Origin of the sequence: Blautia coccoides, assembly GCF_034355335.1 — a bacterium.
Lineage (GTDB): Bacteria > Bacillota > Clostridia > Lachnospirales > Lachnospiraceae > Blautia > Blautia producta.
This window is the reverse complement of record NZ_CP136422.1, coordinates 611,584-637,640: the sequence shown is the minus strand read 5'-3', so window position 1 is coordinate 637,640 and position 26,057 is coordinate 611,584. Positions and strand designations below refer to the sequence as shown.

Here is a 26,057-nt window from a genome sequence, read left to right as displayed (position 1 = left end):
CCCTCCATTCAGTTAATTCAGGGTATCCATCTTCTCACAGAATTCCTCGGCAGAGATATCTCCCATGGATAAGTCGATCAGAGCATAGAGGTAATCCTGAGCTGCACTGCCCTCAAAGAAAGTATCCCACCACGCAATATATCCGGTAGCGTTCTGGGCATCCTCCGCGATTGTTTTGAACAGCGGGTCTATCTTACTCTCATCAACCTGGTCTTTTACATCCCAAACGGGCATATCAAGGCTTGCCTGATAGGATTTCAGTGACATTTTGTAGGAAATTTTCTGAAGCACTTCAAATGCTTTTTCCGGATATTTTGTTTCCTTATTAATGACAAAACCGTCTGACGCTCCGCCCACATACTCTGTCACAGTACCCTTTCCATCCTCCATAACAGGAAACGGTATGGTGATCACATCATCCTTTACAGTTGAAGATTCACCGTTAATGAAGCCGCAGGACCAGGAACCATTATAAAACATAGCTGCTTTGCCAAGGGTAAAATCCGCAAGCGCCTCATCATTACTAATAGCCACTGCATTTTCTGTGAAGGCACCAGCTTTTGACATCTCCTCGAATTTCTTTGCTGCATTTTCAAAATCAGGATCTGTAAAAGTGCTCTCTTGGGAAAGGATCTTTGTTACATTCTCAATTCCGCATGCGCGGACTCCCATCATATCAAACACCTTACCGATTGCCCACCTGTCTTTTGCTCCCAAAGCGATAGGTGTCACACCATTTTCCCTCAATGTTTTGCAGGCTTCCAGTAATTCCGAATAGGTTGTGGGAATCTCCACATTGCTCTCTTCCATGATCTTCTTATTGATGAAGAGATGACAGGTTGACATCTTGGTCGGAAGTCCGTAAAGCTTTTCATCAAAAGTAAAGTAATCTAGAACACCCGGAAGAAGCTGCCCCTTAATATCCTCTGTCATATACTCATCAATCTGAAGTACCTTATCTGCCTCCACAAAGGGCTTGGTAAAGCCGCCACCCCATGTACCGTAAATATCAGGTGCCTCATTGGCTGCCACGGCTGCCTTTATCTTTGTCTTGTATGCCTCATTTTCCGCGTAGTCAAGCTGTATATCCAGTGTGGGATCCTCCTCCATGATCTCCTTGATGGATTCCTGGAAAGCGACTGCTGACTTATCATCCGGATTCGTTCCATACAGAGACCAGATTGTAAGCTGTACCTTTTCCCCTTTATCCTGACTCTCCTCCCGGCCGGCCGCGGTACCGGAATCCTTTTTCTCCTCTTTACTGTTTTCTCCTCCGCATCCTGCTGCTGCCAGCGCTATGGCTGCTGCTGTGGTAATGCATAATGCCTTTTTCCATCTCTTCTTCATATTTTGTACCTCTCTCATCTCATTTTTAACCGGCCGGGTTTTATAGTCTTATCCTATCATCTGCCCTCCAAAATGTAGAGAGAGAAAATTTACCGAAACAAAGAAAATAATTACTATATGGATTCCTGGTAATCGCGCACGGAAACCCCTGTGATCTTCTTAAAGCACTTAGAAAAATAGTTGGCATCCGGTATGCCCACCAACTCCGCGATTTCGTAAATCTTGTAGTGTTCTTCCTTCAAAAGTTCAATTGCCCTGTCGATCCGGATACGCATTAAATAATTTGAAAAGTTTACCCCCATCTCCTGCTTAAAGAGACGGCATAGAAAGCTTGAGTTTACATAATATTTCTTAGCCATTCCCGCCAATGTTATTTCACTGTCTCTGTAATTATCCTCCAAATCCCTGCACACCTGCCGGATCACATGACTTTCAGGTAATTCTCTTCTACTCCCACAGCCCGCTATAATATACCCTGTAAAATTCAAAAGGTAATTCCGCATCTCCTCCTTTTCCTCCATTCGTATTACATATTTAAAGGGCACACTGCTGGTCTTAAAGAACTGGGATATATCAAAACCATAGTCACAGACAAGGCGCATTAACCGGGTGATACAATTTACCGTATCCATTCTCGCTGCATTGATCTCCAGTGCAGAATCTCCCTGATAGCATTTAAACATGCTGTTTATATAGCCATATGCCTGTTCCTCCTTCCCTGCCTTCACAGCTTTACAGATTTCCTCCATACACTCATCTACCCTCTCCTGATACTCCTGCTGTGCCTTCAGAAGATTTCTCTTTTCCAAAATACTGTCCCTTACTTTACACACGCTCTGCCTTAGAGCATCTCTTCTGACAGGCTTTACGATATAATCAGCCACTCCCATACGGATGCCTTCCCTGGCATATTCAAATATCTCATATGCAGTCAGCATAATGATCTTAATGTCCGGATACTCCTCAGCCACACGGCGGGACAACTCCAAGCCATCCATAAAAGGCATCTTAATATCTGTGATGAGCATATCCACTTCGTTCTCCCCCAATAAGTCCAGGGCTTCCTGTCCGCTGTCCGCCTCCTGAACAATCTCACATCCAACCGCCGCCCAATCCAGACATATCCTCAGCAGACTGCGTGTATTCTCCTCGTCATCCACGATCATAACCTTTATCTTTTGCTCACTCATTTTAAATCCCCCTGATCTTCCCTGCATAACTGCAGCGGCAGCTTAAATGTTATTTTTGTTCCTGATCCCCTGCTGCTCTTTATATCACAGCAGTCCTTATAAGAATAATAGATACGGATCCTTTCCATAGTTCCGCACAGTCCGAAGCTTTTCTCCTGTTTGTCACCAAAATAGAGTTCCTCCACCTTCTCCGGCTCCATCCCCACTCCGGTGTCCTCTACGCTCAAATGCAGCTCCTCCTGGACCCTAAAAACCTTAATGTAAATACTTCCCTTCACTCCCCCCGGCCGTATTCCGTGGTAAAGGGAATTCTCCACAATAGGCTGCAGGATCAATTTCAGCACCTTTTTCCTTTCAAGCCCCGGTTCAATCTCAGCTTTGTGATCAAAGATATCCCCGTATCTCAATTTTTGCAGCTCCAGATAATCCGTCACGATCTTTAACTCCTCCTCCACTGTGACAACCGTGGAACCATGGCTCAGGCTGCCGTGGTAATAGCTCCCCAGATTTTCAATGGCGGTATATGCCCGCTCCTTATCACCGGCCAGTACAAGATATCCGATCGTGTCCAGTGTATTGTACAAAAAATGGGGTTTTATCTGCTCATACAGGACACTAAGCTCATACGTTCTTTTATCCTTCTCTGTCTGGATTCCCCGCTTTATCAGAGAATCTATCTCCTCTATCATTTCATTATAATTATCCTTCAGGATTCCGATTTCATCTTTCCCGGTATCCAGATCCACCTTTTTCAGACTGCCCATTTTTACTTTATTCATGGATTTTATGAGTTTCTGAACCGGATGGGTGATCGAACGCGATATCAGAAAGGAAGCGGCTATAAAGACAACGGAACAGAACACACTCATGATGAGGATCGTGGACTTTGCGGTCTTGCTCTCTGCCTCAACATTTTTCAGTGATGCTGTATTTACTATCTTCCATCCGTATTTCTCCATATTAGAGCCAGAAAAAACACATTCTTCCCCTCTATTCTTCTCTAACACGGAATATATTTCCGTGCTTCCGTCATAATCAAGAATTTCCCCCGGAAGCTCTGTCCGCTCTGTATTGGATATGATAACATTATTATCAGAATCCAGGATCAGAAAGGGGATATTATCATAGGGCTTTGTCTGCCCTCCCAAAAACTGACGTTCCAGAATGTCCAGCACCAGTACACCGATTGGTTCCTGTGTCTCTATATCATTGACGATCCTCACAAGGGATATCACGGACTCTCCCGGGTATTCGTTATAGTAATAAATATTGGCTATGAGCTTGAACCCGCCCTTCAGCTTCTCAACTTCACTGAACCATTCCTGACTGAAGATATCTGCGCCTTCAAAGGTATTTTTCTTATTGTTATTGATTCCGTATCTGTTTTGATAACGGTCATAAATAGTTATGGATTTCGCAACCGGATATATGTCCATATAAGTCATGATCTGTGAAAAGACTTCCTTAGACTGCACGGTATAATTCTCATCCACAGATTTCAGAAAATTCTGTACTGACGGGTTGGCAATAATGATCCTCGATATATTATTCAGGCCATTAACTGTATTTTCAATGGAAGACTCCTGCACAGACAACACCTGCTCCGAGTATTCCCTGGCTTTATTCTTGGACATATTTAATGTGTAGTCGTTATACAGCCAGAAAGAGAACAAGATAAATACTGCCAGCACCATAAAATATATGAGTAATATTTTCATATTTAATTTTAAATTCCTGTATGAAAAACGTTCCGCCCCTCTCATCCTTAACCCTCTCCCATATTTATCCATAAAAACAAAACAGCGTTTGGTGAAGCCCGTAAAAATCACCTTCTGCTCAAGGATGACTCCACACTGTGCAACACAAAACGCTGTTTCCTGCTATTGTTTAATTAGAAATGCCTCATACCCGCCGGAATGATCAATCTCCATATCTGTATATCCATTCTCGTAATGAAATTTTACCGATTCCCGAGACGGCAGTCTCACAACACCCGCAGGGCTATACCCTGTCCTGATCCTGACAAATTTATCCTTTACCATATATTTTTCTTCTACGGTATCCAGCTTCTTTGCTTTGCCTGTCACCACATAATTCAGCATATGAAGGATGAAATCCTGCCCCTGGCGTCTGAGGTTCAGCTCTGTAATGGCAGGCAGATCTGTCTCGATCAACGGCCTATCCAGAAGTCGCCGGATGCACCCCTCTACCAGATCCCTATAGACTGTATAACCGCTGTCCGTATACATACGGAAAACAGGAAATGCCATATAGATGCCTGCTTTTGTCTCCAGAATGGCCGGCTCCCCTTGGCTCTCTCTTTTGGGCGGTGTCTGTCTATGGGAACAAAAATGCTCATATGTACGGGAAAAATACGGATTTATGATCTCTGCCAGCACAGTTCCCTCTCCCATTATCTGCTCCCCGGCTTCATACAGGACATGGTCCGTCTTCGGGACTTTTGGGAATATCCCGCTGTCCCTCATCCTCAAATACCGCACATCGTATTCACTTCTGCCCAAATGCTTCAAGGGCATGCCGGGTATCATGGATCTTCCGTCCTTTAACCCTGATGTACCGGACACAAGAAGCTTTCCTCCCTGTTTTAAAAATGCCTCTATGGTTTCGGCATACTGCCCGTCCAGCTCTGCGTGGTCCGGTAAGATCAGAAGCCTGTAATCTGCAAGGGAATCCTCTTTATTGACAAAATCAAAAGGAATATGCAGTTCTGAGAGTACGCGGTATACTCCCTCCTCGCTCATTCCCCCCAAAGAAGGGTCCTCTGTCCCCGCCCCGGTTGGAATCAGTACGGCAGTCTCTCTGACTTTTTTTGTATCGTACAGCCACGGCTCCATACCTTCTATCTGTTCAAAAACTTTGCCAATCCGTTCATACACCGTAAGATCCAGCTTTCCGCAGGGGTGCATCTGGTCACCCACACATACCCTTGCCCCATTGGCAATCGCCCGGAAGCATTCATACTCCAGGGCATTTTCATGGCGCAGAGATCCAAAATCTCCCCAGGCAGTGTGAAACTTCCCGTTCATCATGCAGATGTCTTTCTCATATTTATTCAGATAATTTGCTGCCACAGGAAAATGCGTATATCCCCACTGTTCACTTGGAAGGGACTCAATATCCAGAAAATCAAAGTATTTTCTTTTTTCAATGGAGGAACAAAGGGTATCAGAACCGTCATCCAGTTCATAGGGAAACGAGTTGAAATATATTTCAAGGTCCCCATCCAGGGATTTTAAATAACGGTAAAACTCCTCACAAAATCGTGTCTCTGATATCTTGTCAAAACGCCGTACATCTGTTGCGTTCTCAGGGTCCAGTCCCAGTGCCTTCATGTCACCGGAACAGGTGGTACATACACATCCCCTGCCCTGTACAATATCGATCCAGAATCCGTCCGGATGATACCTGTCATATACTTCTTTCATTTCTGCCTTTAAGATCTCCCGGTAATCCTTGTTGTTATAGCAGATACATTTCCAGGAATAATAAGAACTGTCAAAAGGTTTTTTGTTCCCCCATATCCCTTCTGCGTTCACCATAAGCCATTCCGGGTGCCGGGCAGCCCAGTCCTCGTTCCATGACACGCAGGTGTAGGCCAGTGCCCGGATCTCATGCTCCCGGCAGGCCTGCATCTGCGCACCGAATAGGTCGAATGTAAGCCCCGGATGCATGGTGCCTATTGCAGTGGGATAATAAAACATTCCATGATGGCATTTTGTAAACAGATTGATGGAATTAACATGGGCCTTTTTTAAGGTATCCGCAAATTCCTCTGCGTCAAACTCTGCCCCGATATCCCCTATCAACGGGGACGTATGAAAATCAAGATGTATCTGCCGAAAGGGAATTCCTTTTTTCTCCATACACTTCTCCTTTGCGTTCATTAGCTTTCGGTATCTTTTCTTGATTATAGAATTGTCATGAAAATAAGTCAATTAGTTCCATTCAATTTAAAAATATGGTAAATTTTTTACTTATATTTGCAATATTTTCCTTCTTTACGGCTGCAGATACACCATGTTATAAGGAATGCCTGCCCTCTTGAGAGCCTCGGCCTCCCTCCTGTTACAGGTAAAAATAATGATCTGCTCCTTCTCTTTGTACAGCCACCGAAGAGTCTCTGTCATGCGCTCTTCATCATACATGGCAAAGACCTCATCCAAAAGCAGCGGCATAGGCTCATCGCCGCAGAAGATATCTCCCACCGCAATGCGCAGCGCCAGATATACCTGTTCTATAGTTCCCTGGCTTGCCATGAAAAGCGGCACATGGCGCGTTTCTGTGAACAGATCGATCTTCAGTTCTTCATCTATCGAAACTTTCTTGTATTTTCCCCTTGTCATGGTACAGAAAATCTCTGAGATACGGTTCTTTAATGCTTCTCCCACAGATTCCTGTGCCGATACAGACAGGCTCTCTATGGTCTCTGCCGCAAGCTCTATACTGCGTATCTCCTCCATCTCTCCATGCTCCGAACTTCCCCGCATCTGCAGCTCTGAAAGCTCCTCCTGCAGATTGGACATCCTGGTCCTTTTTTCCTGAATCTGGGCTGTGAGCAGACGGATACTGGCACCCATCACATTTTTTTCCCCGATATTGCCGGAAGTATGATCCTGGTCAGCCCGTCCGGTATCCTCTGTCTCCTCTTCCGTCCCTGATCTCTTTGACACAGTTTTTGTGTATACGTATACCATGGATAAAACGGCTGCTGTGAGTATGCATGCGGCAGATATGCAGGCGGTTTTCCATCCGGCTGTACAGAAGAGAATTACCCATACAGTAAAATCCACCAGAAGGACAGCCGGGATCACCTTTCGCCAGTTCAGCTTTTCCCCGGCTTTTCTTCTGTCCCGGGCAGACCTTCTAACTTTTTCCCGCTGGGTTTCTTCCCGTTTCCGTTCTTCCTGTTTCCGTTCCTCCTGTTTCTGTTCTTCCAGTCTTTCCTTTTCCCTCTTTTTCTCCTCTAAAAGCTTCTGTTCCAGCTCTTCTGTCTCCTGCTCAAGATAGGCAATTTCAAACTTTATCTTCTTCTCCTCCGCTTCCTGCTGCTGTATCCTCAACTGCATGCGGTTCAGCCATTCTTTCTTTTTTTCCTTCAGAAGCAAAAGTGCCTTGTCCACATTCAGCTTTCCGTCTCCGCTCTCCTGATAGCTGCTCAGATAATTCCTCAGCTCCAAAAGCAGGGCATCCCCGGTACGGCTCTTCATCTGTCCTATGGACACTGTATTTTCATACACTGCCTCGCTTATTCCCCCCAGCAGCATCTCCAAATCGCCGTCCGCTACAGACAATAGCTCCCCGTCACTTTCACAGACCAGCTTTGTCCCTTCTTCCCCTCTTCTGAAATCTCTCTCCAGCCTGAAATCTTTTTCCCCGCAGGAAAAGCGTATTGTACCCTCATACCAGGAAGGATTGTCCCAAGGGGTATATCGGGTATAGGTATCCGTCCTGGATGCCCGTCCCCTCATCTTTTTCAGACCGAATAATATGCACTGAATGAAAGCATGGAGCGTGCTCTTTCCGCTTTCATTTTCCCCGTATATAATATTGATCCCCTCATCCAGCCGGACAGAACGGTTCTGAAATTTCCCAAAATTTTTTAATATTAGTTCCCGAATCACCATAGAGCGCTTATTCCTCCCTTGAAGCCATCAGAGCCTCTATGCCATACGCAAAGGCCTTTTCTTCCCTGGCTGATAGTTCTTCACCGCTAAACCGCTTTACATAGGTCTCTATGAGACTGCCCCTGTATCGGCGCATCAAAGACTCCTTGTCATAGACTGTATGACTCTGATCGATCACTTCACGAACATTTCCAAGCTTCATGATCCGTTCTGTATCAAACTCTATCCCCATTGCGTGTTCGCCCTTTATAAGGATCCGGTACAGATTTTTCCCGCCCTTTTCCTCCATGAGCCTGGCAAGGGCCTGTTCAAGAGAAAACTGTGTGGTACTCTCCTTTACCTTTACGGACAGCAGGATATAAGAGCGGCTGGCTGCCGGAATGAATTCCGTCCTGATTGCCCCATTGACCCAGACGCCTTTTATATAACCGTGAGGCCCCAGATCATTTTTATCTATAGGCTCCAGTGCCCCGGCATAGGCTATTTTATCTTTTACCAGGGTCTCCGGTTTGTGGATATGTCCCAGGGCAACATAAGAAAATCCGGCCTGCTCCAGTACGGATCTGTCAAATGGTATATGTGTTCTGTCTCCCCCATGTGCAAGCAGGATTTCCAACGGCTGACGCCTCTGGGGCCTGATGTGGTGATATAAGGGATCCGTGATTTCTTTTCTGTCATAGCTTATACCGTAAACTGCTGTACCCAAATCCGGGAATTCCACACAGGGTTCCTGATCTCCCCACAGGCAGAACACATTCTCTGCCCAGGGAAACCGCAGATAATAGGATTCCCGTTTCAGATAGTCATGGTTGCCTGCTATGAGCACAACTTTTGTATCCGGTATGGTAGAAAACAGATAATTTACTTCCTTCAATTCTTTCATCAGAGGCTGCCGGTGAAACAAATCCCCTGCAATCAGAAACAGGCCGGCTTTTTCTTCGCCGGCCTGTCTTATCAATCTTCGGAAACTGTCCCATATTTCCTGGCCTCTTTCTTTACTCCAGGGAAAACCCTTGTCAGGTTCTGCGCCCAGATGTATGTCAGCGGCATGAAAAAATTTCATAAGTTCTCCTTTTATGATAAACAGCAGGTCTGTACCTTTCCTGTACAGACCATAAAAAACAAATTATAATTCGCAGTTATTTACAGTTCTCGGGAACGGAAGTACGTCGCGAATGTTCTGCATACCTGTCAGGTACATGACGCAGCGCTCGAATCCCAGACCGAACCCTGAATGGCGGGTGGAACCGTACTTGCGCAGATCCAGATAGAAATCATAGTCCTCCTCATTCAGATCCAACTCTGCCATACGGGCTTTCAGCTTGTCATAGGAATCTTCCCTCTGACTTCCGCCGATGATCTCACCGATTCCGGGAACCAGACAGTCCATAGCTGCTACTGTCTTGTTGTCATCGTTTTGTTTCATATAGAAGGCTTTGATCTCTTTTGGATAGTCTGTGACAAATACAGGGCGTTTGTACACCTGCTCAGTCAGGTAACGCTCATGTTCTGTCTGCAGATCACAGCCCCAGAACACCTTGTACTCAAACTTGTCGTTGACTTTCTCCAGGATCTCAACAGCCTCTGTATAAGTGACATGTCCGAATTCAGAATTCAGCACATGTTTCAGACGATCCAAAAGCCCCTTATCAACAAAAGAATTGAAGAAGGCCATCTCCTCAGGTGCATTCTCCAGCACATACTGGATAATATATTTCAGCATGGATTCAGCCAGAGCCATATTGTCATCCAGGTCTGCAAATGCCATCTCCGGTTCGATCATCCAGAATTCAGCGGCATGGCGTGTGGTGTTGGAATTTTCTGCACGGAAAGTAGGTCCGAAGGTATAAATATTGCGGAATGCCTGGGCAAAGGTCTCACCATTGAGCTGTCCGCTCACGGTCAGGCTGGTCTCTTTCTTGAAGAAGTCCTTGCTGTAGTCCACTTTTCCCTCCGGTGTTCTGGGGAGGTTCTCCATATCTAGCGTTGTAACACGGAACATTTCACCTGCACCCTCACAGTCACTGCCTGTGATCAATGGAGTGTGTACGTAGACAAATCCTCTCTCCTGGAAAAACTGATGAATGGCAAAGGCGATCATGGAACGCACACGGAACACTGCCTGGAAGGTATTGGTCCTGGGGCGAAGGTGGGAAATGGTGCGCAGATATTCCATGGAGTGGCGTTTTTTCTGCAGCGGGTAATCTGCCGCGGAATCCCCTTCCACAGTGATCTCTTCTGCCTGAATCTCAAAAGGCTGCTTTGCCTGGGGTGTTGCAACCAGAGTACCTTTTACAACAATGGCTGCGCCTACATTTAATTTGCTAATATCCTGGAAATTATCCATACTGTCATGGTAAACCACCTGAAGTGTCTCAAAAAAGCTTCCGTCGTGGAGTACAATGAAGCCGAATGTCTTGGAATCACGGACACTTCTTACCCATCCGCCTACAGTCACCTGTTTGTCCAGGTACTGCTCCTTGTCCCTGTAAATTTCTTTTACTGTTGTAAGCTGCATATTTATTCTCCTTTATTCTGCCGGTCCCGGTGTTGATCTTCAAACAAACTTCCGAACCGTTAAAATATCAATTTATAAAAAGCGGAGTGGATTTTTTATCCACTCCACATTAGTATATCTCATTGTTTCCTGCTATGCAAGGGGTATTTGGCACTCTACCACTCCAGATTTCCGCAGTTTTTATACTCTTCCTTTCTGTCAAAAGCACTGATCCCTTTACTGCTGCACAGATAGAACGTGTCACCAATATAGACGCTGCGCACCTCGGACAATTCCATATATCCGTAACCGGAAACGTTCATCCATTTGCTCATACTCTGGTACAGAAGCTTTTGGAAGCCCTGCTCAGGATTGTAAGTAAATACTCCGTAATAGCCCTGCAGGTCATAGGTGGTTTTATCATATACTCCCATTGGAAATCCCAGGATATTCTCCTCCGGGTCAATGAGTATTGTCTTGTAATCCTCCATGGCCTGACAGAACTCCACATTCTTCAGCACCATCTTGTCAATCTCCTTTACCTCCGCCGGATTCGAGATATCGAACATAGAGAGCTTCAATCCCTTCCGTTCCCCTGTATCCGGGTCTGTCTCCCATCCGATTCCCAGGAGCTTATTCTCCCCGTAAAAGTGCAGATATTCGGAAAAACCGGTCACTTTCAGTTCTCCTAGTACCTTGGGATCTGCCGGGTCTGTCAGGTCAACGGAAAACAGCGGGTCCACCTGCCTGTATGTGACAAAGTAACCTGTATTGCCCATAAATCTGGCGGAATAAATCTGCTCCCCTTTTGCCAGGTCTTCCACTTTGCCCAGCATTTTCAGTTTATCATCCAGTACATACAGGCTGTTGCTCATGCTTCCGCCCCACCATCCGTCCTTGTATCTGGTAGCCACAACTCTCAGACAGCCGTCATATTCGTCCATGGAAAATGTATCGTTAATACTCCCGTTCACTTCTCCTGCTGCCCTTGCCTGTATCTCTCCGTCCTTGTAGGAAAACCGCACGATTCTGGTGCGCATCTCCTCACCTGTGTAATCCTCCCCGAAAATATAAATGCTCTCTTTGCTCACATAGCACCTGCCGGATGCCCCGATCAAAGATTTGCTCTCCTGTATCTTATCCGGATCCTTCAGGTTCACGGAGGAGATCACCAGCTGCCCGCTCTCCCTCTGCGGTATAGCCGGATAGAGCACATCCGAACTGTCCAGAAGTTCACTGTTCACGGAAGGCACATAGAGTCTTGGCTCCGCCGCGTCTGTTTCCTCCTTATAGGCCGGATAGAACTGTGAGAGGAGATACACATAATTCCCCACTTTTCTGGTGGAATAATATCCGCCGTCCTGCTCCACAGTACCCTTCAGGGTTATTTTGCTCTTATCTGTAATGTCATATGTGTACAGATGTATAAACTCCCGGCTGTCCACCATGTAGGTCTCATCCCCCTGCCAGCGCAGGCCGGAATCATATCCGCTGGTGACCACGCAGAGTGTATTGCCGTCAACATACATCTCCTGTATGGAATCCGTAAGATCCTCCAGTGAAATCTGGCCTGTCACAGACAAGTCACCTCCGTCTGCCGACACAATGCGCAGAATACCGGAAGGCGTCAGTGTATAAATATAGCTGCCGTCTGTCTTGACTATATCGCCTTCATCCACACCTTCTGTACGGACATTCGTGGATGAATACTCGGATTTCATACCTGCAGTGCCTCCTGATCCACCGGCTGCTGAGTCTTCTGCAGCAGCCATTTCATTGGCTGTCCCATCACTTTTGGCATCAGCGCTGCTTTCAAGCCGCCCCCCGCTGTCCCGGGTATCTGCCTGTATCTTCTGTTCCCATGCCTCCTGGGCTTTTTCTGTCTCTGTATAAATCTGCTCATACAGTTCTTCGTAACTGCTTCCGGATATGTATCCTTCCGCTGAGTTTACTTCCTTCTCTTCCTTATCCGCCGGCTTCTTCCCGGCTTCTGCCTCATCTGCTTTTGCTGTTTCCCCAGACTCCTTCTTCTCCTCTGCACCTGCCTCAGAAGCAGAGGTGTCTTCCGTTCCGGCTTCTCCTGCCGCCTGCTCAGAGGATGTATCCATGGACTGTGCACTCATGGCTTTGTCGTCACTCTTTGTACTAAAGTCCATAAGAGGCATAAAGTTTACTGCGGCGATCACCAGGATCACGCAGGCCGCCGCTGCTGCTGCCTTCCTATAGCGGAAAGCATAATCTGCTGCTGCCACTCTCCACTTCCCGGATTTATTTTTTGATCTTTCCCCTTGTTTCAGCAGATCATCCAGATTGTCCGGATTTAAGCTCTCTGGAATCTTCTCTTTCTCAGCAGACTCTTTGATCCTGTGCATGATTTCCCGGTTTTTATTCTCTTCCTGCATCTGCTTGTCATTGAAATTCTCATCCTTCATATTCTTCGCCTCCCTTCTCACTGTAATATGACTTCCATTTTTTTCAGTGCCCTGTCCAGGCGGGAGCGCACCGTATTATGATTTTTATGTAAGATCGATCCGATCTCTTTACTCTTATATCCTCCGAAAACCTGCATAGCGACAATGAAACGCTCCTCATCACTCAGAGAGAAAAATGCCTCCCGTACCTGCATATCCCGGTCCAGGTCTCCCTGTACACTGCCCTCCTGTTCGTACAACGGCTCTGTTTTCCTGGTATACTCCTTCAGCTTCCTTTTGCACTTATTGGATAAGATCTTAAAGATCCAGCCTTTAAAGGCCTCACAGTCCCTCAGCTTCCCAATAGCCGCATAGGCATCTGCCACTGTCTCCGCCACTGCGTCCTGGGCATCCTCCGGATTCTTTAATACATATAATGCAAAATGGTACAAATCCTGATAAACCTCTTGATATAACTCTCCGAAGGCTTCTTTATTCCCCTGCTTTGCCTCATACGCCAGCTGCTTACAGTCTGTCATGCCGCCACCTCCCTTTCTCTTTCATACATTCCTTCTTATCTGTACGCGGCATCCCTCATACCGGTTGTTGTTACTGCCCGCACTCTCTGCAGAAAGTGCAGTTCTATGAATAGTAACCGCTTGTTCCCTTTTTATTATATAAATATAGTGTTTCCTTTGCATCCTTTTGTTGCATTTAGGGGAAAAATATTTTTTTATTTTCTTTTGCAAAGTTTACTTGACATTTTATGCAAAGCAAGCTATACTAAAATTGCAAAGTTAACTATGCAAAAGTAATTCCATCCGTTTTGCGCACCCCTGCGCTGACAGTACACACGTTATGCATTCCAAACAAAGGAGCTGATACAGAAATTGGAGACCAAGATACGTGAACTGCGGAAAGCCCGCAAACTCTCCCAGGAGGAGCTTGCCTTCGCAGTGGGAACCACAAGACAGACCATCACATCCATCGAGGTGGGCAAATATACCGCCTCCCTGGTCCTGGCCTACAAAATAGCACATTACTTCGGCCTGACCATTGAAGAAGTTTTTGACTTTTCAGATGTGGACGCAGCCAATAAGGAGGAGTAAAGATTATGGAAAAATATAAAAAGACATTAAAAACAAGAATCGTATTGTTAGGACTGATTATATTCTTAAACCTTATCATGTCCTTATTACATTACATTATGGATGGCCGCACCGGAATACCTGCAGATGTGAGACATCTGGCAGATTTTCAGTCAGGCTTTATGCTTGGTCTGGCCATTGTGTCTCTGTTTATGCTCATGAAGTACCGTAAGCTTCTCAGGGATGAACGGGGCCTGAGAGAATCCTTCAACAAGGAAACAGATGAACGGATGATCCTGATACGCTCCAAAGCCGGAATGCCGGCGCTGCTCATCACTTCTGTGATCATGATCTTTGCAGGTATTATTGCGGGTTACTTCAATATTATTATTTTTTACACCCTTTTAGCCGCCGGGATATGTCAGCTTCTTCTGGGTACCGGACTTACGTTTTATTACATGCACAAGCTGTGAGGGGAAAGTGAAAGAGGAAGAGTGCAGCCACTCTTCCTCTTTCACTTTCCCCTTTTTATTTATCCATGACCTTTACTGCCTTTACCGACGTACCGTCGGCTATGAAATCCCAGGCAGTCTGTTCCCCTTCTGAATAGTATGCTTTCACCCCGTATTTTTTCAACCTCTTGGCAATCTTTTTGTTCACGGAATCCGGGTTTTCTTCCTCATTCCCCGTTATGATCCCATAGACAGGCATGACGGCCTCCAGAAGAGCTTTTGATGTGGCATCCTTTTCCCCGTGGTGCCCCAGCTTCAGAACATCTGCCCCGCAGTCTCCAAAAGTCTGCAAGAACTGTTTCTCCTCTTTCTTTTCCATGTCTCCTGTCATGAGAAACGATGTATCCTTAAAAGACCACCGGACAACCATAGAGTTATTATTTTCATTTTCCGTGTCCCTGTTTCCGGGGATCCACACCTGTGCTGTGGCTCCTCCAAGGCTGAGAACTTCATCCCCCTGCAGTTTTACCACCTCTGCCCCATACTCTGAAGCTGTCTGTTCCGGGTTTATTTTTTTATATGTGATATCATCTTTTCCTGATAGATAAACTTTTTCTACAGAATACTTTTCCATTATCAGCTCAAGCCCTCCTGCGTGGTCCTTATGTCCATGAGAGAGGAAAACCCCATCCAGACGCTCCACCTTCTTTATGTCCAGGAGCCGTTCCACCATCGGATAATCTTCCTCTTTTCCCGTATCCCACATATAGTATCCGCCGTCCGGTACCTGGATCAAAAATGCGTCCCCTTTGCCGATGTTGATAAAGGACAGCACCATATTTCCCTTTAGATTTTCCTGCTTTCCCTGTCCCGTCTCCCCACAGCCCGCAGTGAGAAACAGGACTGCCAAAACTGCGGCCAAAACCAGGATTTTTCTCTTTTTCATCTGCATCCTTCCTATCCCCCTCTGTTTTTCCTCCGCCCACTTTCAACAGCGCGGCAGATGTGAAAACTGGCAGCGCCAATATAGACCCCATGCCGACAGCAAAATTGGCAGAAAGGGATATGGAACACCTGCTCCGAACATTAAAAGTCCTGACCAGATATTCCATATCCCTTGTCTTAATACCGTCTTTTTTCTATTTAAGGTTCTCCGGATTCAGCGCTTCCAGTTCAGGGACCACAAAGCGCCCGTCCTTCCGTATGAGCACATCATCAAAATAAATCTCCCCGCCGCCGTACTCCGGTCTCTGGATCAGCACTAAATCCCAGTGGATAGCTGAGACATTGCCGTTCCACGCGTCATCATAACAGCTTCCCGGTGTAAAATGAATGGAACCCTGGATCTTCTCGTCAAACAGGATATCCTTCATTGGATGCAGGATAAACGGATTCATCCCTATGGCAAACTCTCCCACATACCGGGCACCCTCATCCATATCAAAAATCCCATTGATCCTCTCTGTGTCGTTGGCCTCTGCCTTTATGATCTTTCCGTTCTCAAAGGTGAGGGTTACATTCTCAAATACAAACCCCTGATAAGAGGACGCCGCATTGTAGCGAATCGTTCCATTGACAGAATCCCGGACAGGTGCTGTAAATACCTCGCCGTCGGGAATGTTGCTCTGACCGCTGCACGGGATCACAGGTATATCCTTGATGGAAAAAGTCAGTTCCGTACCGGGAGCCGTGATCCGCACCCGGTCTGTACGCTGCATGTACTCCACCAGTCCCTCCATGGCTTTTCCCATCTTTCGGTAATCCAGGGTGCACACATCGAAATAAAAGTCCTCAAAGGCTTCCGTACTGGTGCCGGATAACTGTGCCATGGCATCATTCGGATAACGGAGAACAACCCATCTGGTTTTAGCCACCCTCACTTCATGGTGCACCGGGGTATTATAGTATTTGTCATAGACAGCCATATTTTCCGCGGGAACATCAGACAACTCCGTAATGTTGTCTGCTCCCCGCACACCAATATAGCAGTCCATAGCCTCCATCTCTTCCCTGTCCACCTTTGCCATAAGCTCAATCTGCTCTTTGGTACAGTGGAGCAGCATCTCTCTCTGAACCTTGGGGTCTGTAAAATGCGGAAAAGGAGTCCCTCCTGCCCGGTACACTTCCCGGATAATCTGCTTTGCCAGCTCTGTAGTTGTATATCCTGTATAATGGATATAGACCTTTTCTCCCGCCTGCACACCGCAGGAATCATTTACAAGTCCATAAGCCAGTTTCTTGATTCTCTCATCCATAAATCATCCTGCCTTCCCGTAAGGATACAATAAAGAGCACGCCAAATCCCTACGTTTTTTATAACTGCCGCTTACTCCGGCAGTGTCTCTATATAACTGATGAATCTGTTTCCTGCTGCCTCAAATTCCCTGGTGCTGTCACCCAGTCCTTTATACTTTGTCTCTCCGGTTGCCGGATCATACAGCAGCGTATTATAACCGTCATATCCAACTATGACCCGGTTGTCATTTTCTCCCAGTGACACGATGACCGGTCTCTGGGCACTTACCTGATAGAGTACCTGTTCCAGCGTGCATCCTGTCAGATCCAGTACAGTCCCGGCGTCACCAAGACTTTCCTGCAGAGCCGCCGTATCAAGGGAGGCTGAACGGAATCCTTCCGGTATGTCATCCAGATTCAGGGTTACCTTTGTCTTCTGGTTTCCTCTCTCCCACACATACTGCTGGGAACGGTTCAGAACAACGCCCATCATGTCATCTGCTGCCCGGATAGCCTGTGCCGGAGTGCTGAAGATATCGGCCAGTCCTCCTTTTGCATAGACATAATAGCCATCCTGAGCCTTCTCCTTCAAGTCCATGTTCAGAACAGTGTCGTTCTTATTTACCATGAGCTTTGTCTCCATCCTGAGCGGATTCTTATTCCTGCTGTCCTCGGAAAATATCAGCCTTGTGATATTTGCCTGGCGCACAGTTGTGGTGGTGGCAATGGAGATAACTTCATCTTCCGCATTCTTCACATTGTTCATAATGTGCTCGCTGGGTATATCAGTATACTGGTCAACATTCCACTGGGCCTGCTTCAGTTCCAGAAGTCCCTGCTGGATATCCACATCCATGATGTAAACTCCATCCTGCATATAGTCTTTCACGAGCTTGCCTGAAAAATTCTGGATCTTCACTTCATGCATGGCATAGCGCAGACTTCCGGTGGCATCTACCACAATGTCTCCGTCCCGGGCGGTACCGTAGACCAGATCCTCATTGATAAATCCAAAGGCTCTTATCTTTGTCCCCTCATCTGCCGCAATGCTTTTCTGCTCCCCGGTCTCCAAATCCATAAAGGTGATATGAGTAGTCTGAAGAGGGTCCATCTCCTCCATCCACGCCACATGACGGTTGGTATTGGACGCCACAAAACAGTCCTTCGCGATATCTTCTTTCACGATCTGATAGGTCTTATCCTGCATATTGATTTGATACAGGCTGCCGTCAAGCATGAGATACAGCAGTTCATCTGTGCTCACATAAGAAAGGATTTCCACATCCCGCTTCATAAATTCATAAGATTTGGTAGTTGGAAGGAAAAACTTTTCTTCCAGCACGTTCTGTTCACTGTAATAGTGATATACACACGTTCCTGTATAGCCCTCATGCTCTCCCCTGTTCATATATCCGTAGAACACAAAGTCCATATCACCATTTTCCTCCACTCTCACGATCTTGAAATCATGCATGGAGTAATCATATCTGTCATCTGTATCCCGGCCTTCCCTGAAGCTGAAAACCTGGGTCATCTTATTGGTGCTGATATTGTATGACCACAAGTCCCCTTGCTGCACAAAAGCCAGAACATTTCCGGCCTGGCTGGTCACAAACTGGACAGACTTTGACGTGACGCCCAGATTGATCTTGCCTGAGGCCACAGACACCTCGTTTCCTGTAAAGATCTGCTTTGCAGACCGGTTAAAATCCAGAAGCATGACTCTGGTATCCCCATACCGCATACGGTAAAATTCATCCACCTGATAGTATTCCTCATATCCCTCCTCATCCTTTGCTGTGATGTAGTAGGTTAAGGTCAGGCTTCCTGTTGTCTCGTTGATGTCCTTGATGGTGGGTACACCTTTTCTGCTGATAACAGGGGCAAGACTTCCCCATGTGACCATATCCGCGCTTGAATGGATATTTACATTGGTAAAGCTGTTGTTCACTGCGGTTTCGTCTGACTCCAGATAGGTCCTCAGCTCACCAGTATTGTCCTTGCTGAATGTCTTGGAGGAAAAGCTCTGTACAAACTCCAGGTATTTGTCAGCGTTCAGGCCTGTCCGCTGGATCACCCTTGTATAATAATGCCAGGAACCCTTGTCCGTGTTCAGGGTGAAGACCAGGGAATACTCCTGATTCATCAGAATGGATTTTTCCAGTGTAAAGGATGCGGTCTTGGCACTGCCGTTCTCTTCAAAATTTTTTATTTTGGCGTTTTCCACCACCTTGCTGCCGTCTGAGGTTCTGACCTCATAGACAAGGCTTTTTATCTTATGGTCATATGGCAGGATGCTGACAGTCATTTTCTTATCTGTTCCCACAGGGGTCAGGCTGTCCCTCATAAAATCCACCTGCATCTCCTGCGCATAACCGTACATACGGTTCATCTCCTGGTCTCCGTACATCATGGAAAGTACAGGAAGGGTTGCCTCCTCCATATCCATTTTGTTATCTGTTGTCTCTTTATTCATAAAACTGGAGAACCCTATCACACCCAGGATAAATATGAGCAGCAGGACTCCCAGCTTTGTCAATACCTTTTTCATCTATCGTTCCCTTCTAAGTAACCGTTCAGCCAGGTCTGCGCATTTACTGCGCTGACCGTATGAACAGGTAGTGCCAACAGGCATCCGGTCCATCGCGAAGCGATATTTAATGGCCGGATGAGTAACAGTTCAGCCTGTCTGAACTGTTACTCTTCTAAGAACAACAGTGATGCAAGCGTAGGATGTGCGTGAAACTCCTCTGTGCATTTTTCCCATGCCTGTCTCTGCTGTCTGCTGACTGTTTTATTTTCATTTTTCACTGCTCGTATGAGCAGATTCTTGGGTGTATGCTCCACATCAATAAACTCCAGGATCTGCGTGTCGTATCCTGCACTCTCCAGCATCTGTGCCCTGAGTCCGTCTGTGAGGATAGCCGCGAAGCGCTCCTTTAATATGCCGTATCCAAGCACAGGGGCCAGGATGTCATTTGCGATCTGCCGGTTCAGCTCATGCTGGCAGCACGGCACAGACAGGATCACAGACGCTCCCCACTTTACTGCTTTTGCCAGGGCATGATCTGTGGCTGTATCACAGGCATGAAGCGTCACCACCATATCCACATGGCTGCACCCTTCATAGGATGCGATATCTCCCTGATAAAAATGCAGTTTTTCGTAATGATATTTTTCTGCAAGACGGCTGCATGTCTCGATGACATCAGCCTTCAGATCCAGACCGATCACCTGGATATCATAACCTTTCAGCTCATGCAGATAGTGATACATTGCAAATGTAAGGTAGGATTTGCCGCACCCAAAATCAATGATATTCACCTCTCTGTCTTTTGGAAGCCTGGGGAGAATATCCTCAATAAACTCCAAAAAGCGGTTGAGCTGCTTAAATTTATCATAACGGGCATTCTTGATCCTGCCCGCTTCATTCATAATTCCCAAATCTATCAGATAGGGCACCGGCACACCTTCCTGCAGCAGATATTTCTTCTGCCGATTGTGGGTCAGCATGGGAACAAAATCCTCCCTGCCCTGTGTTTTCTTAGTCTTAATTGTAAGTCTGCCCTTTTTACTGGCAAGAACTGTACCCTGAATGCCCTTTGCCTCCAGTTGAAGCTGGCGGAAATCCTGCTGCATCCAGTTGTCTGTGAGACAGAGCACTTCCTCTCTTTCATGGTTTTCATGAAGCTCTTTCTGTCCCACAGTCCTTGTAACCTGATACATGACCCGGCCCTTCAGCAATAAAGGGCGTATCTGTATTTTAGACGGCCCCTCTTTTTTACGGGGGCCGCTGATAATGATCCTGATCAAATCTTCATTTATATATAAATCCAGAAATTTTTCCAGTTCTGTCATTTTTTCTCTCCTAAAACAGTATGCTGATATCAGCATCATGTAACTGTTTAGTACTTTCACAGCTACAGTATCATATCTATTGTAAAAGTTTTATGACAAAACCGCAAGCCCCAAGTGTAGTTTTATGCTGTTTAATAGTTACTATTCAGCCTTTCAGCTTCATAGCAGCAAAAGCATGCACACAGACTGCAAAAATTGCAGTTTTGTGAACCGAAGCTGACTATAATCTTCTGCAGCGTCTGCGCCTGCATCTGCGTCTGTACACTTCATTAAAGAACAGGACCTCTATCAAATCCTGCAGTGCTTCGTCCGGAAGATTGCCGCATCTTCTGCAGAACCCCGATTCTACGCCCATCCTTCCGCTTTCTCTGCGTATCTGACTGTGAATGGAATCACAGACCTTGCGCATCATGTATTTATCCGGATGTTCATCATACATCCTGCTGCCCTCATAATCCATACGGTCACACGCGTCATCCACAAAGCACTGGATATAAGCCGCATTCTCCGGATAATTGGCACGCAGGCGCCGCATATCCTGCTGCAGCACCCGCTCCTGCCCCAGTATCTCATCCCTGGAGTCAACTCTCTTATCTGCCATAAAAAACCTCACTGATTCTTCTCATAGTCAGTATATGCAGAAAAGCGGTTCCTGTCACTGTCCGGCCGCTGTCCGGGGTGTATAGGGCGGAACCTGTCCGCCTGGCTCCAGAGTGTTTGACACATATAAAAAACCGTCCTCATCGTCCGCCCTGCGCACGGTGACATGGTGGGTGAAGAGTTTATCACTTCTTAGCTGTGGGCTGACCACATCAACCGTCATGGTTATGGTGCCATCCCCGTTATCCCTGGCGTCCACCACTTCAGGATCCATCTCCGTCCAGACCGCGCTGTTGCTCCCTGCTATCTGAGTCCAGGGGTATGTGTCTGTTTGGCTGTTGTAGCCTGCCTGCTGCCTTAATTGTTCCAAAGGAATACTGAAATATTTTTCGATCAAATCTTCAAATTCACTGCCGCCAATCCCATTCGGATACCGGGAGCTGTCCGGCAGGCTTCCCTGGTCGATCCTATAGAGAAAATCATAAAGATCGTTAAAGTTCACCTGTTGGAAATTCTCCTCATCCCATTCCACCAGGAACAGGTTATTTGCCTCATATCCGATAGGTTCTATATACTCCTCACACATTTTGCGCAGTTCCTCATCCAGGGGCAGCACCCTTATGGCATCCGTTCCGTCAGCCTCCATCCCATCCGGAATAAATCTCTCAAAGAACAGATAGCCTTTCTTTGTGTATTCCCATTTCCATGCCTTGTACCTCACCATATCCGTCACATAAGGCTCCTGCTTTTTATTCCAGTCCAGGATCGTGACGGTGACAGTCACCGCACCTGTATTGTCCGACGTAAAATCGGTCTTATCCATCCCCCCGTCATCATGGATCCTGTATACGGTAATAGCAGCCTGCTCTTTTTGCTCCTGACTTGCCAGAAACTTTTCTACCAGTTGATAATTCTCCATGTTCTCCCTGTTCCTTTTATCCAGGGCCGCGTAGCCCTGACTCCCCATCTTCTTCACCAACGCAGCCACCGTATCCATGGACAGAACATCCCCTTTGCTGCTGTTTTTTTTGGCCTGTAAAAGCAGGTCCTTATAGCTTTTGGCAGCCTGTACAGCAGCCTCAGAGAGGACTTGTGCTTCGTCGGCAGGAATCTTCATCTCATAGTAACTGTTTTCCTCCTCTGCCGCCTCCTGTTCCTCAGGCTCCGCTGTGTCCGCACTGACTGTCACGTCCGCCTTCTGCTTTGCCGTATCCCGGCATCCTCCAAGGATCAGGCTCACTGCTGTCACACACATCACAACCCCTTTTAATCTCACACCACATCACTCCTTTGCCAGCATTTCATCCAACAGTGCTTTGTCCAGATCCACTACATAACCGCTTCCTCCGCGGTCTTTCACATCTTCCACCATATTGAGCATAAGGAAACTGTCTGTCTTCTCTCCATCCGTATTGAATACGGCAAACCATCCAAGCTCTGTCCCGTTTTGATCGTCCTGGGATGACTTGATCTCCGCAGTACCTGTCTTGCCTGCCAGCTCTGCTCCTTCTGTGTAAGCGCCGTGGCCGGTTCCATTTTCATCCGCAATGACTGCTGTCAAATCCTCTTTTATCACAGCGGCAGCTTCCTTGGAGAACGCGCCTGCTATCCAGTATTCGGCTCTCCTGTTGTCCTTTATCTCCAGATATGGCTTTATCATATTTCCTTCATTGACAAATGCAGAATAGATGCATGCCAGATGGAGGGGATTCACCAGGATCTGCCCCTGGCCATAGCCGCTGTCCGCAAGCTGGATCTCTGAGGATATTCCGTCCTCGTTGGAATACTGGGATTTGCTCATCCCGATCTCAAAGGGGATATCCTGCCCGAATCCCAGTTTTTTCAACTGCTCTGACAGTGTATCCGCCCCAATCTTCAGCGCCGCCTTTGCAAAATATATATTGTCTGAATAGATAAGGGCATTCCGCAGAACAGCCTCATCCCCGTATTCATGCAGAGTGGTGATCTGGTAATCGCCCCAGCTCTCATCCTTTTGCCAGGAAAGCCCGCTGGCTCCCAGGTTCTCGTCCGCGGAAAGGGTTCCTGTCGTAAGGCCCACAGCACCGGTGACCGGCTTGAAGGCAGAGCCGGGAACCCAGCTTTCCCTTGTTCTGTTGTACAGGGGTTTATTCTCATCATTGTTCAAAGAATCCCACTTTTCCTGAGACATTCCCAGCACAAAATCCATGCCGTTGAAGGTCGGTGTGGAAACCATTGCCAGCACCTCCCCGGTCTTAGGGTTCATCACAATGGAACTGCTCTTGTCATTCTTATACTGTTCATACACACTCTGCTGAAGATGTGCATCAATGGTCAGTGTGATGTTCTCTCCGTCCTTGGGAGATGCGGAGGCAAGCGCCTCCTTCTCGTTGCCCTCTGAGTCCACAATGGATATCTTATAGCCCTTCTGCGCTTTCAGCCTGTCTTCGTACAGTTTCTCAAGACCACTTTTCCCCAGAATGCTTTGTTCATCATATCCCTTGTCTCTTAATTCCTCCAGCTCTTCCGCATTGATCTCCTGCACATAGCCCAGAAGATGTGAGGTACATTCCCCATAGGGATAAACCCTGCTCTCTGCGTCAGAGATCATCACACCAGGAAGTTCCAGCAGCTTATCCTTCAGAGCAGCCTCCCCGTCTCCCACGGGGGTCTCCAACTGGGCATTTGTCATCTTCTTCACCGGCACGAAGGAATCATCCTTCACCCAGGAGGCATCCAGCTTATCGGAAATACTGCCGGCACTGGTTCCCAGAAGCGCCGCCATAGCTTCCAGCTCATCCTGAGGCTGAACCGCCATCCTGCCGGGTACAAGTCCTATATTCGCCACAGTCCCCTGTCCCGCCAGAAGTTCACCGTTCCTGTCATAGATTTCTCCCCGCTTTGCGTCTATGCTGACAACACTCACCTTATCTGAGGCTTTGAGTCCGGGAAATATCATGGAATCACTCCACTTTATACACCACTTTCCCCCCTCTTTCTCAAAAAAGGTGTCATTGTCATAGGAAATTTCCCCTGCCACGGTATCCATGGTAACTTTATAGGATATGGGCTGGCTTTTCTCCTGATTCTCAGAAATATTAAGGCGGATATTATCAGCTTCTATGCCCTCATAAATCTTCTGGTTCCTTACAACAAAATCTTCGGCACTCACTGTATTCCTGCTGGCCTCATCCAGCAAAGCGTACATCTTGTCATATCTTCCCTTCTCAATATATCCCATGTACTCCTTCAATACATCCTCGCGCTTCTCCTCAAACTTTGCCTTGTACAGAAATACTCCCGCCGCACAGACGGCAATTGCCGCCATGGCTCCTATCACTGCAGCTATTCTCTTTCGCTTCATAAAATAACCTCCTTATTCAGAATACACTCCCTATACAAAAATCCTACAAACGTAAGATATAGTTTTACCCAATATATTACACCTGTAGGACTTATTGTCAAGTATTTTCTTTATTCAGTTTTTTCTCCCTCGTCTCCGGTGCTCTGCGCATCCGGGGCCACATCTGTCACTTTTGCTGTCTCCTGAAGGATTTCGCAGGCTTTGCTCCAGAGTACATTGGCCTTCACCATTGTCTCGTCGCTGTACGCGCTCTCAAGAGCCGCCGCATCCTTAAATCCGTAGTCCGCTGCAAACTTCTCAAGCTCCGCTTCATAGTCTTTTACAGAGAGCTGTACTTTTTCCGCGTCAAAAATGGCCTGCACGATCAAAGACTGCTGCAGGATATTCTGTGCCATCTGTGTCATGGTCTCCTCTGCCTGTTCTGTGGAAATGCTCTGGGATTCCCAATACTCGTCCAGGGTCATGCCGCTTGGGCTTGCATACTGCTCCTGGATCTTGTTCTTCACATATTCCATGGTCTCGGACATGGGTTTTTCCGGATATTCTGTAATCTCTGAGTTCTCAACTACTTTTTGAAATAAGTCGGATTTGAGCTGGCTCATGTAGTTCAGGTCCGCGTTTTCTTTCAGGGATTTCTTGATCTCTTCTTTATACTCGTCTACTGTTTTGTAGTCTGTGTTGTTCTTTACCCACTCATCCGTCAGCTCCGGCGCTGCTTTGATGGTGTTGATCTTCACCTTAAACTGCACTGCCTTGCCGGCCAGGTCAGGATTGTTGCTGTACGGGTCCGGGAAATTCAGGTCAAGGGTAACCTCCTCCCCTTTGCTCTTGCCGATCAGTCCGCTCTCAAATCCCTCGATAAAGGAATTGGAACCGATCAACAGATCCGCATCTGTGGCGGAACCGCCGTCAAACGCCTCTCCGTCCAGGTATCCTGTGTAATCAATGTTGACTGTGTCGTTCTCCTGTACGGGTCTGTCTTCTGTGATCTCCTCAGCCTTATAGGTGAGCTGCTGGCTGATATAATCCTCCACGTCAGCGTCGCCGATCTCCTGCTTTGTCTCTGTGACCTCCAGGTTCTTATAATCTCCCAGTTTGACATATTTGCTGATATCATCCACATCCACTGCCACCACGTTGCCTTTGCTGTTGGTATCTACTGCTTTATCCTCTGTGGAAGTTTCCGTTTTTTTATCATCGTTCTTGCTGTCGTCACTCTTCTTGTCGCCGCATCCTGCTGCCATCACTGCAATACTGAGTGTCAATAGCGCCATGATCAGTTTTTTCTTCATATACAATTCCTTTCGTCTGTGGTTTCTGGTTTCCGCATAAGGAAGTTATACCACACATGCCCCGAAAAAGGAACCCTTTCTTTCACATTTTTATTGCCT

The 26,057-nt window shown here is 46.9% G+C and carries 19 protein-coding genes; 2 read left to right on the top strand and 17 right to left on the bottom strand.

Annotated features, from left to right (window positions below; all coding sequences use genetic code 11):
- Positions 1 to 12: 12 nt before the first annotated feature.
- The 9 genes from BLCOC_RS02735 to BLCOC_RS02695 all read right to left on the bottom strand — a co-directional run bounded on the left by BLCOC_RS02735 (position 13) and on the right by BLCOC_RS02695 (position 13,629).
- Positions 13 to 1,347 carry an extracellular solute-binding protein gene (locus BLCOC_RS02735; RefSeq protein ID WP_165907263.1) on the bottom strand — a complete coding sequence of 445 codons (1,335 nt, stop codon included), beginning with the start codon at positions 1,345 to 1,347 and terminating at the stop codon, positions 13 to 15.
- Positions 1,348 to 1,460: 113 nt separating this feature from the next.
- Complete coding sequence (locus BLCOC_RS02730; RefSeq protein WP_165907264.1) at positions 1,461 to 2,537, bottom strand: response regulator transcription factor; 1,077 nt, start codon at positions 2,535 to 2,537, stop codon at positions 1,461 to 1,463.
- Positions 2,534 to 4,300: a sensor histidine kinase gene (locus BLCOC_RS02725; RefSeq protein WP_165907265.1), complete on the bottom strand. Its 1,767-nt coding sequence runs from the start codon at positions 4,298 to 4,300 to the stop codon at positions 2,534 to 2,536. Before BLCOC_RS02725 ends, BLCOC_RS02730 begins: the two co-directional genes overlap by 4 nt.
- 117 nt (positions 4,301 to 4,417) lie before the next feature.
- Positions 4,418 to 6,421 (bottom strand): alpha-amylase family protein, encoded by a 2,004-nt coding sequence (locus BLCOC_RS02720; RefSeq protein ID WP_165907266.1) that lies wholly within the window; start codon positions 6,419 to 6,421, stop codon positions 4,418 to 4,420.
- Positions 6,422 to 6,556: 135 nt separating this feature from the next.
- Positions 6,557 to 8,182: an ATP-binding protein gene (locus BLCOC_RS02715; RefSeq protein ID WP_115624304.1), complete on the bottom strand. Its 1,626-nt coding sequence runs from the start codon at positions 8,180 to 8,182 to the stop codon at positions 6,557 to 6,559.
- 7 nt (positions 8,183 to 8,189) lie between these two features.
- The gene (locus BLCOC_RS02710; RefSeq protein ID WP_115624303.1) at positions 8,190 to 9,245 is read right to left on the bottom strand and encodes a metallophosphoesterase family protein; all 1,056 of its coding nucleotides are present in this window, start codon (positions 9,243 to 9,245) and stop codon (positions 8,190 to 8,192) included.
- Between the two features lie 63 nt (positions 9,246 to 9,308).
- Complete coding sequence (gene asnS, locus BLCOC_RS02705; RefSeq protein WP_018595729.1) at positions 9,309 to 10,700, bottom strand: asparagine--tRNA ligase; 1,392 nt, start codon at positions 10,698 to 10,700, stop codon at positions 9,309 to 9,311.
- 155 nt (positions 10,701 to 10,855) lie between these two features.
- Positions 10,856 to 13,111 (bottom strand): beta-propeller domain-containing protein, encoded by a 2,256-nt coding sequence (locus BLCOC_RS02700; RefSeq protein ID WP_115624302.1) that lies wholly within the window; start codon positions 13,109 to 13,111, stop codon positions 10,856 to 10,858.
- 17 nt (positions 13,112 to 13,128) lie between these two features.
- A complete protein-coding gene (locus BLCOC_RS02695; RefSeq protein ID WP_115624301.1) occupies positions 13,129 to 13,629 on the bottom strand; it encodes an RNA polymerase sigma factor in 501 nt (166 codons plus the stop codon).
- A gap of 351 nt (positions 13,630 to 13,980) precedes the next feature.
- Here BLCOC_RS02695 and BLCOC_RS02690 point away from each other — a divergent pair, with 351 nt between their 5' ends.
- Together BLCOC_RS02690 and BLCOC_RS02685 are read left to right on the top strand one after the other, a co-directional pair.
- Positions 13,981 to 14,199 (top strand): helix-turn-helix transcriptional regulator, encoded by a 219-nt coding sequence (locus BLCOC_RS02690; RefSeq protein WP_115624300.1) that lies wholly within the window; start codon positions 13,981 to 13,983, stop codon positions 14,197 to 14,199.
- A gap of 5 nt (positions 14,200 to 14,204) precedes the next feature.
- The gene (locus BLCOC_RS02685) at positions 14,205 to 14,651 is read left to right on the top strand and encodes a hypothetical protein (RefSeq protein ID WP_115624299.1); all 447 of its coding nucleotides are present in this window, start codon (positions 14,205 to 14,207) and stop codon (positions 14,649 to 14,651) included.
- A 55-nt stretch (positions 14,652 to 14,706) separates the two neighbouring features.
- On the opposite strand, the gene BLCOC_RS02680 is transcribed toward BLCOC_RS02685, so the two are convergent.
- The 8 genes from BLCOC_RS02680 to tig form a co-directional block, all read right to left on the bottom strand.
- Complete coding sequence (locus BLCOC_RS02680) at positions 14,707 to 15,576, bottom strand: ComEC/Rec2 family competence protein (protein WP_242999024.1); 870 nt, start codon at positions 15,574 to 15,576, stop codon at positions 14,707 to 14,709.
- Positions 15,577 to 15,769: 193 nt separating this feature from the next.
- Positions 15,770 to 16,885, bottom strand: coding sequence for an aminopeptidase (locus BLCOC_RS02675; protein WP_115624297.1), 1,116 nt, complete (start codon positions 16,883 to 16,885; stop codon positions 15,770 to 15,772).
- 71 nt (positions 16,886 to 16,956) lie between these two features.
- Entirely contained in the window at positions 16,957 to 19,416 is a 2,460-nt protein-coding gene (locus BLCOC_RS02670; protein WP_115624296.1) for a hypothetical protein, read from the bottom strand.
- Between the two features lie 146 nt (positions 19,417 to 19,562).
- Positions 19,563 to 20,723 (bottom strand): class I SAM-dependent methyltransferase, encoded by a 1,161-nt coding sequence (locus tag BLCOC_RS02665; protein WP_018595721.1) that lies wholly within the window; start codon positions 20,721 to 20,723, stop codon positions 19,563 to 19,565.
- 220 nt (positions 20,724 to 20,943) lie between these two features.
- On the bottom strand, positions 20,944 to 21,324 hold the full coding sequence (locus BLCOC_RS02660) for a hypothetical protein (RefSeq protein ID WP_018595720.1): 381 nt from the start codon (positions 21,322 to 21,324) through the stop codon (positions 20,944 to 20,946).
- Between the two features lie 54 nt (positions 21,325 to 21,378).
- Positions 21,379 to 22,599, bottom strand: a complete 1,221-nt coding sequence (locus tag BLCOC_RS02655; RefSeq protein ID WP_115624295.1) for a DUF6070 family protein — start codon at positions 22,597 to 22,599, stop codon at positions 21,379 to 21,381.
- 6 nt (positions 22,600 to 22,605) lie between these two features.
- Positions 22,606 to 24,666, bottom strand: a complete 2,061-nt coding sequence (locus tag BLCOC_RS02650; RefSeq protein ID WP_115624294.1) for a penicillin-binding transpeptidase domain-containing protein — start codon at positions 24,664 to 24,666, stop codon at positions 22,606 to 22,608.
- Between the two features lie 110 nt (positions 24,667 to 24,776).
- Positions 24,777 to 25,958: a trigger factor gene (gene tig, locus BLCOC_RS02645; protein WP_115624293.1), complete on the bottom strand. Its 1,182-nt coding sequence runs from the start codon at positions 25,956 to 25,958 to the stop codon at positions 24,777 to 24,779.
- Positions 25,959 to 26,057: the final 99 nt, after the last annotated feature.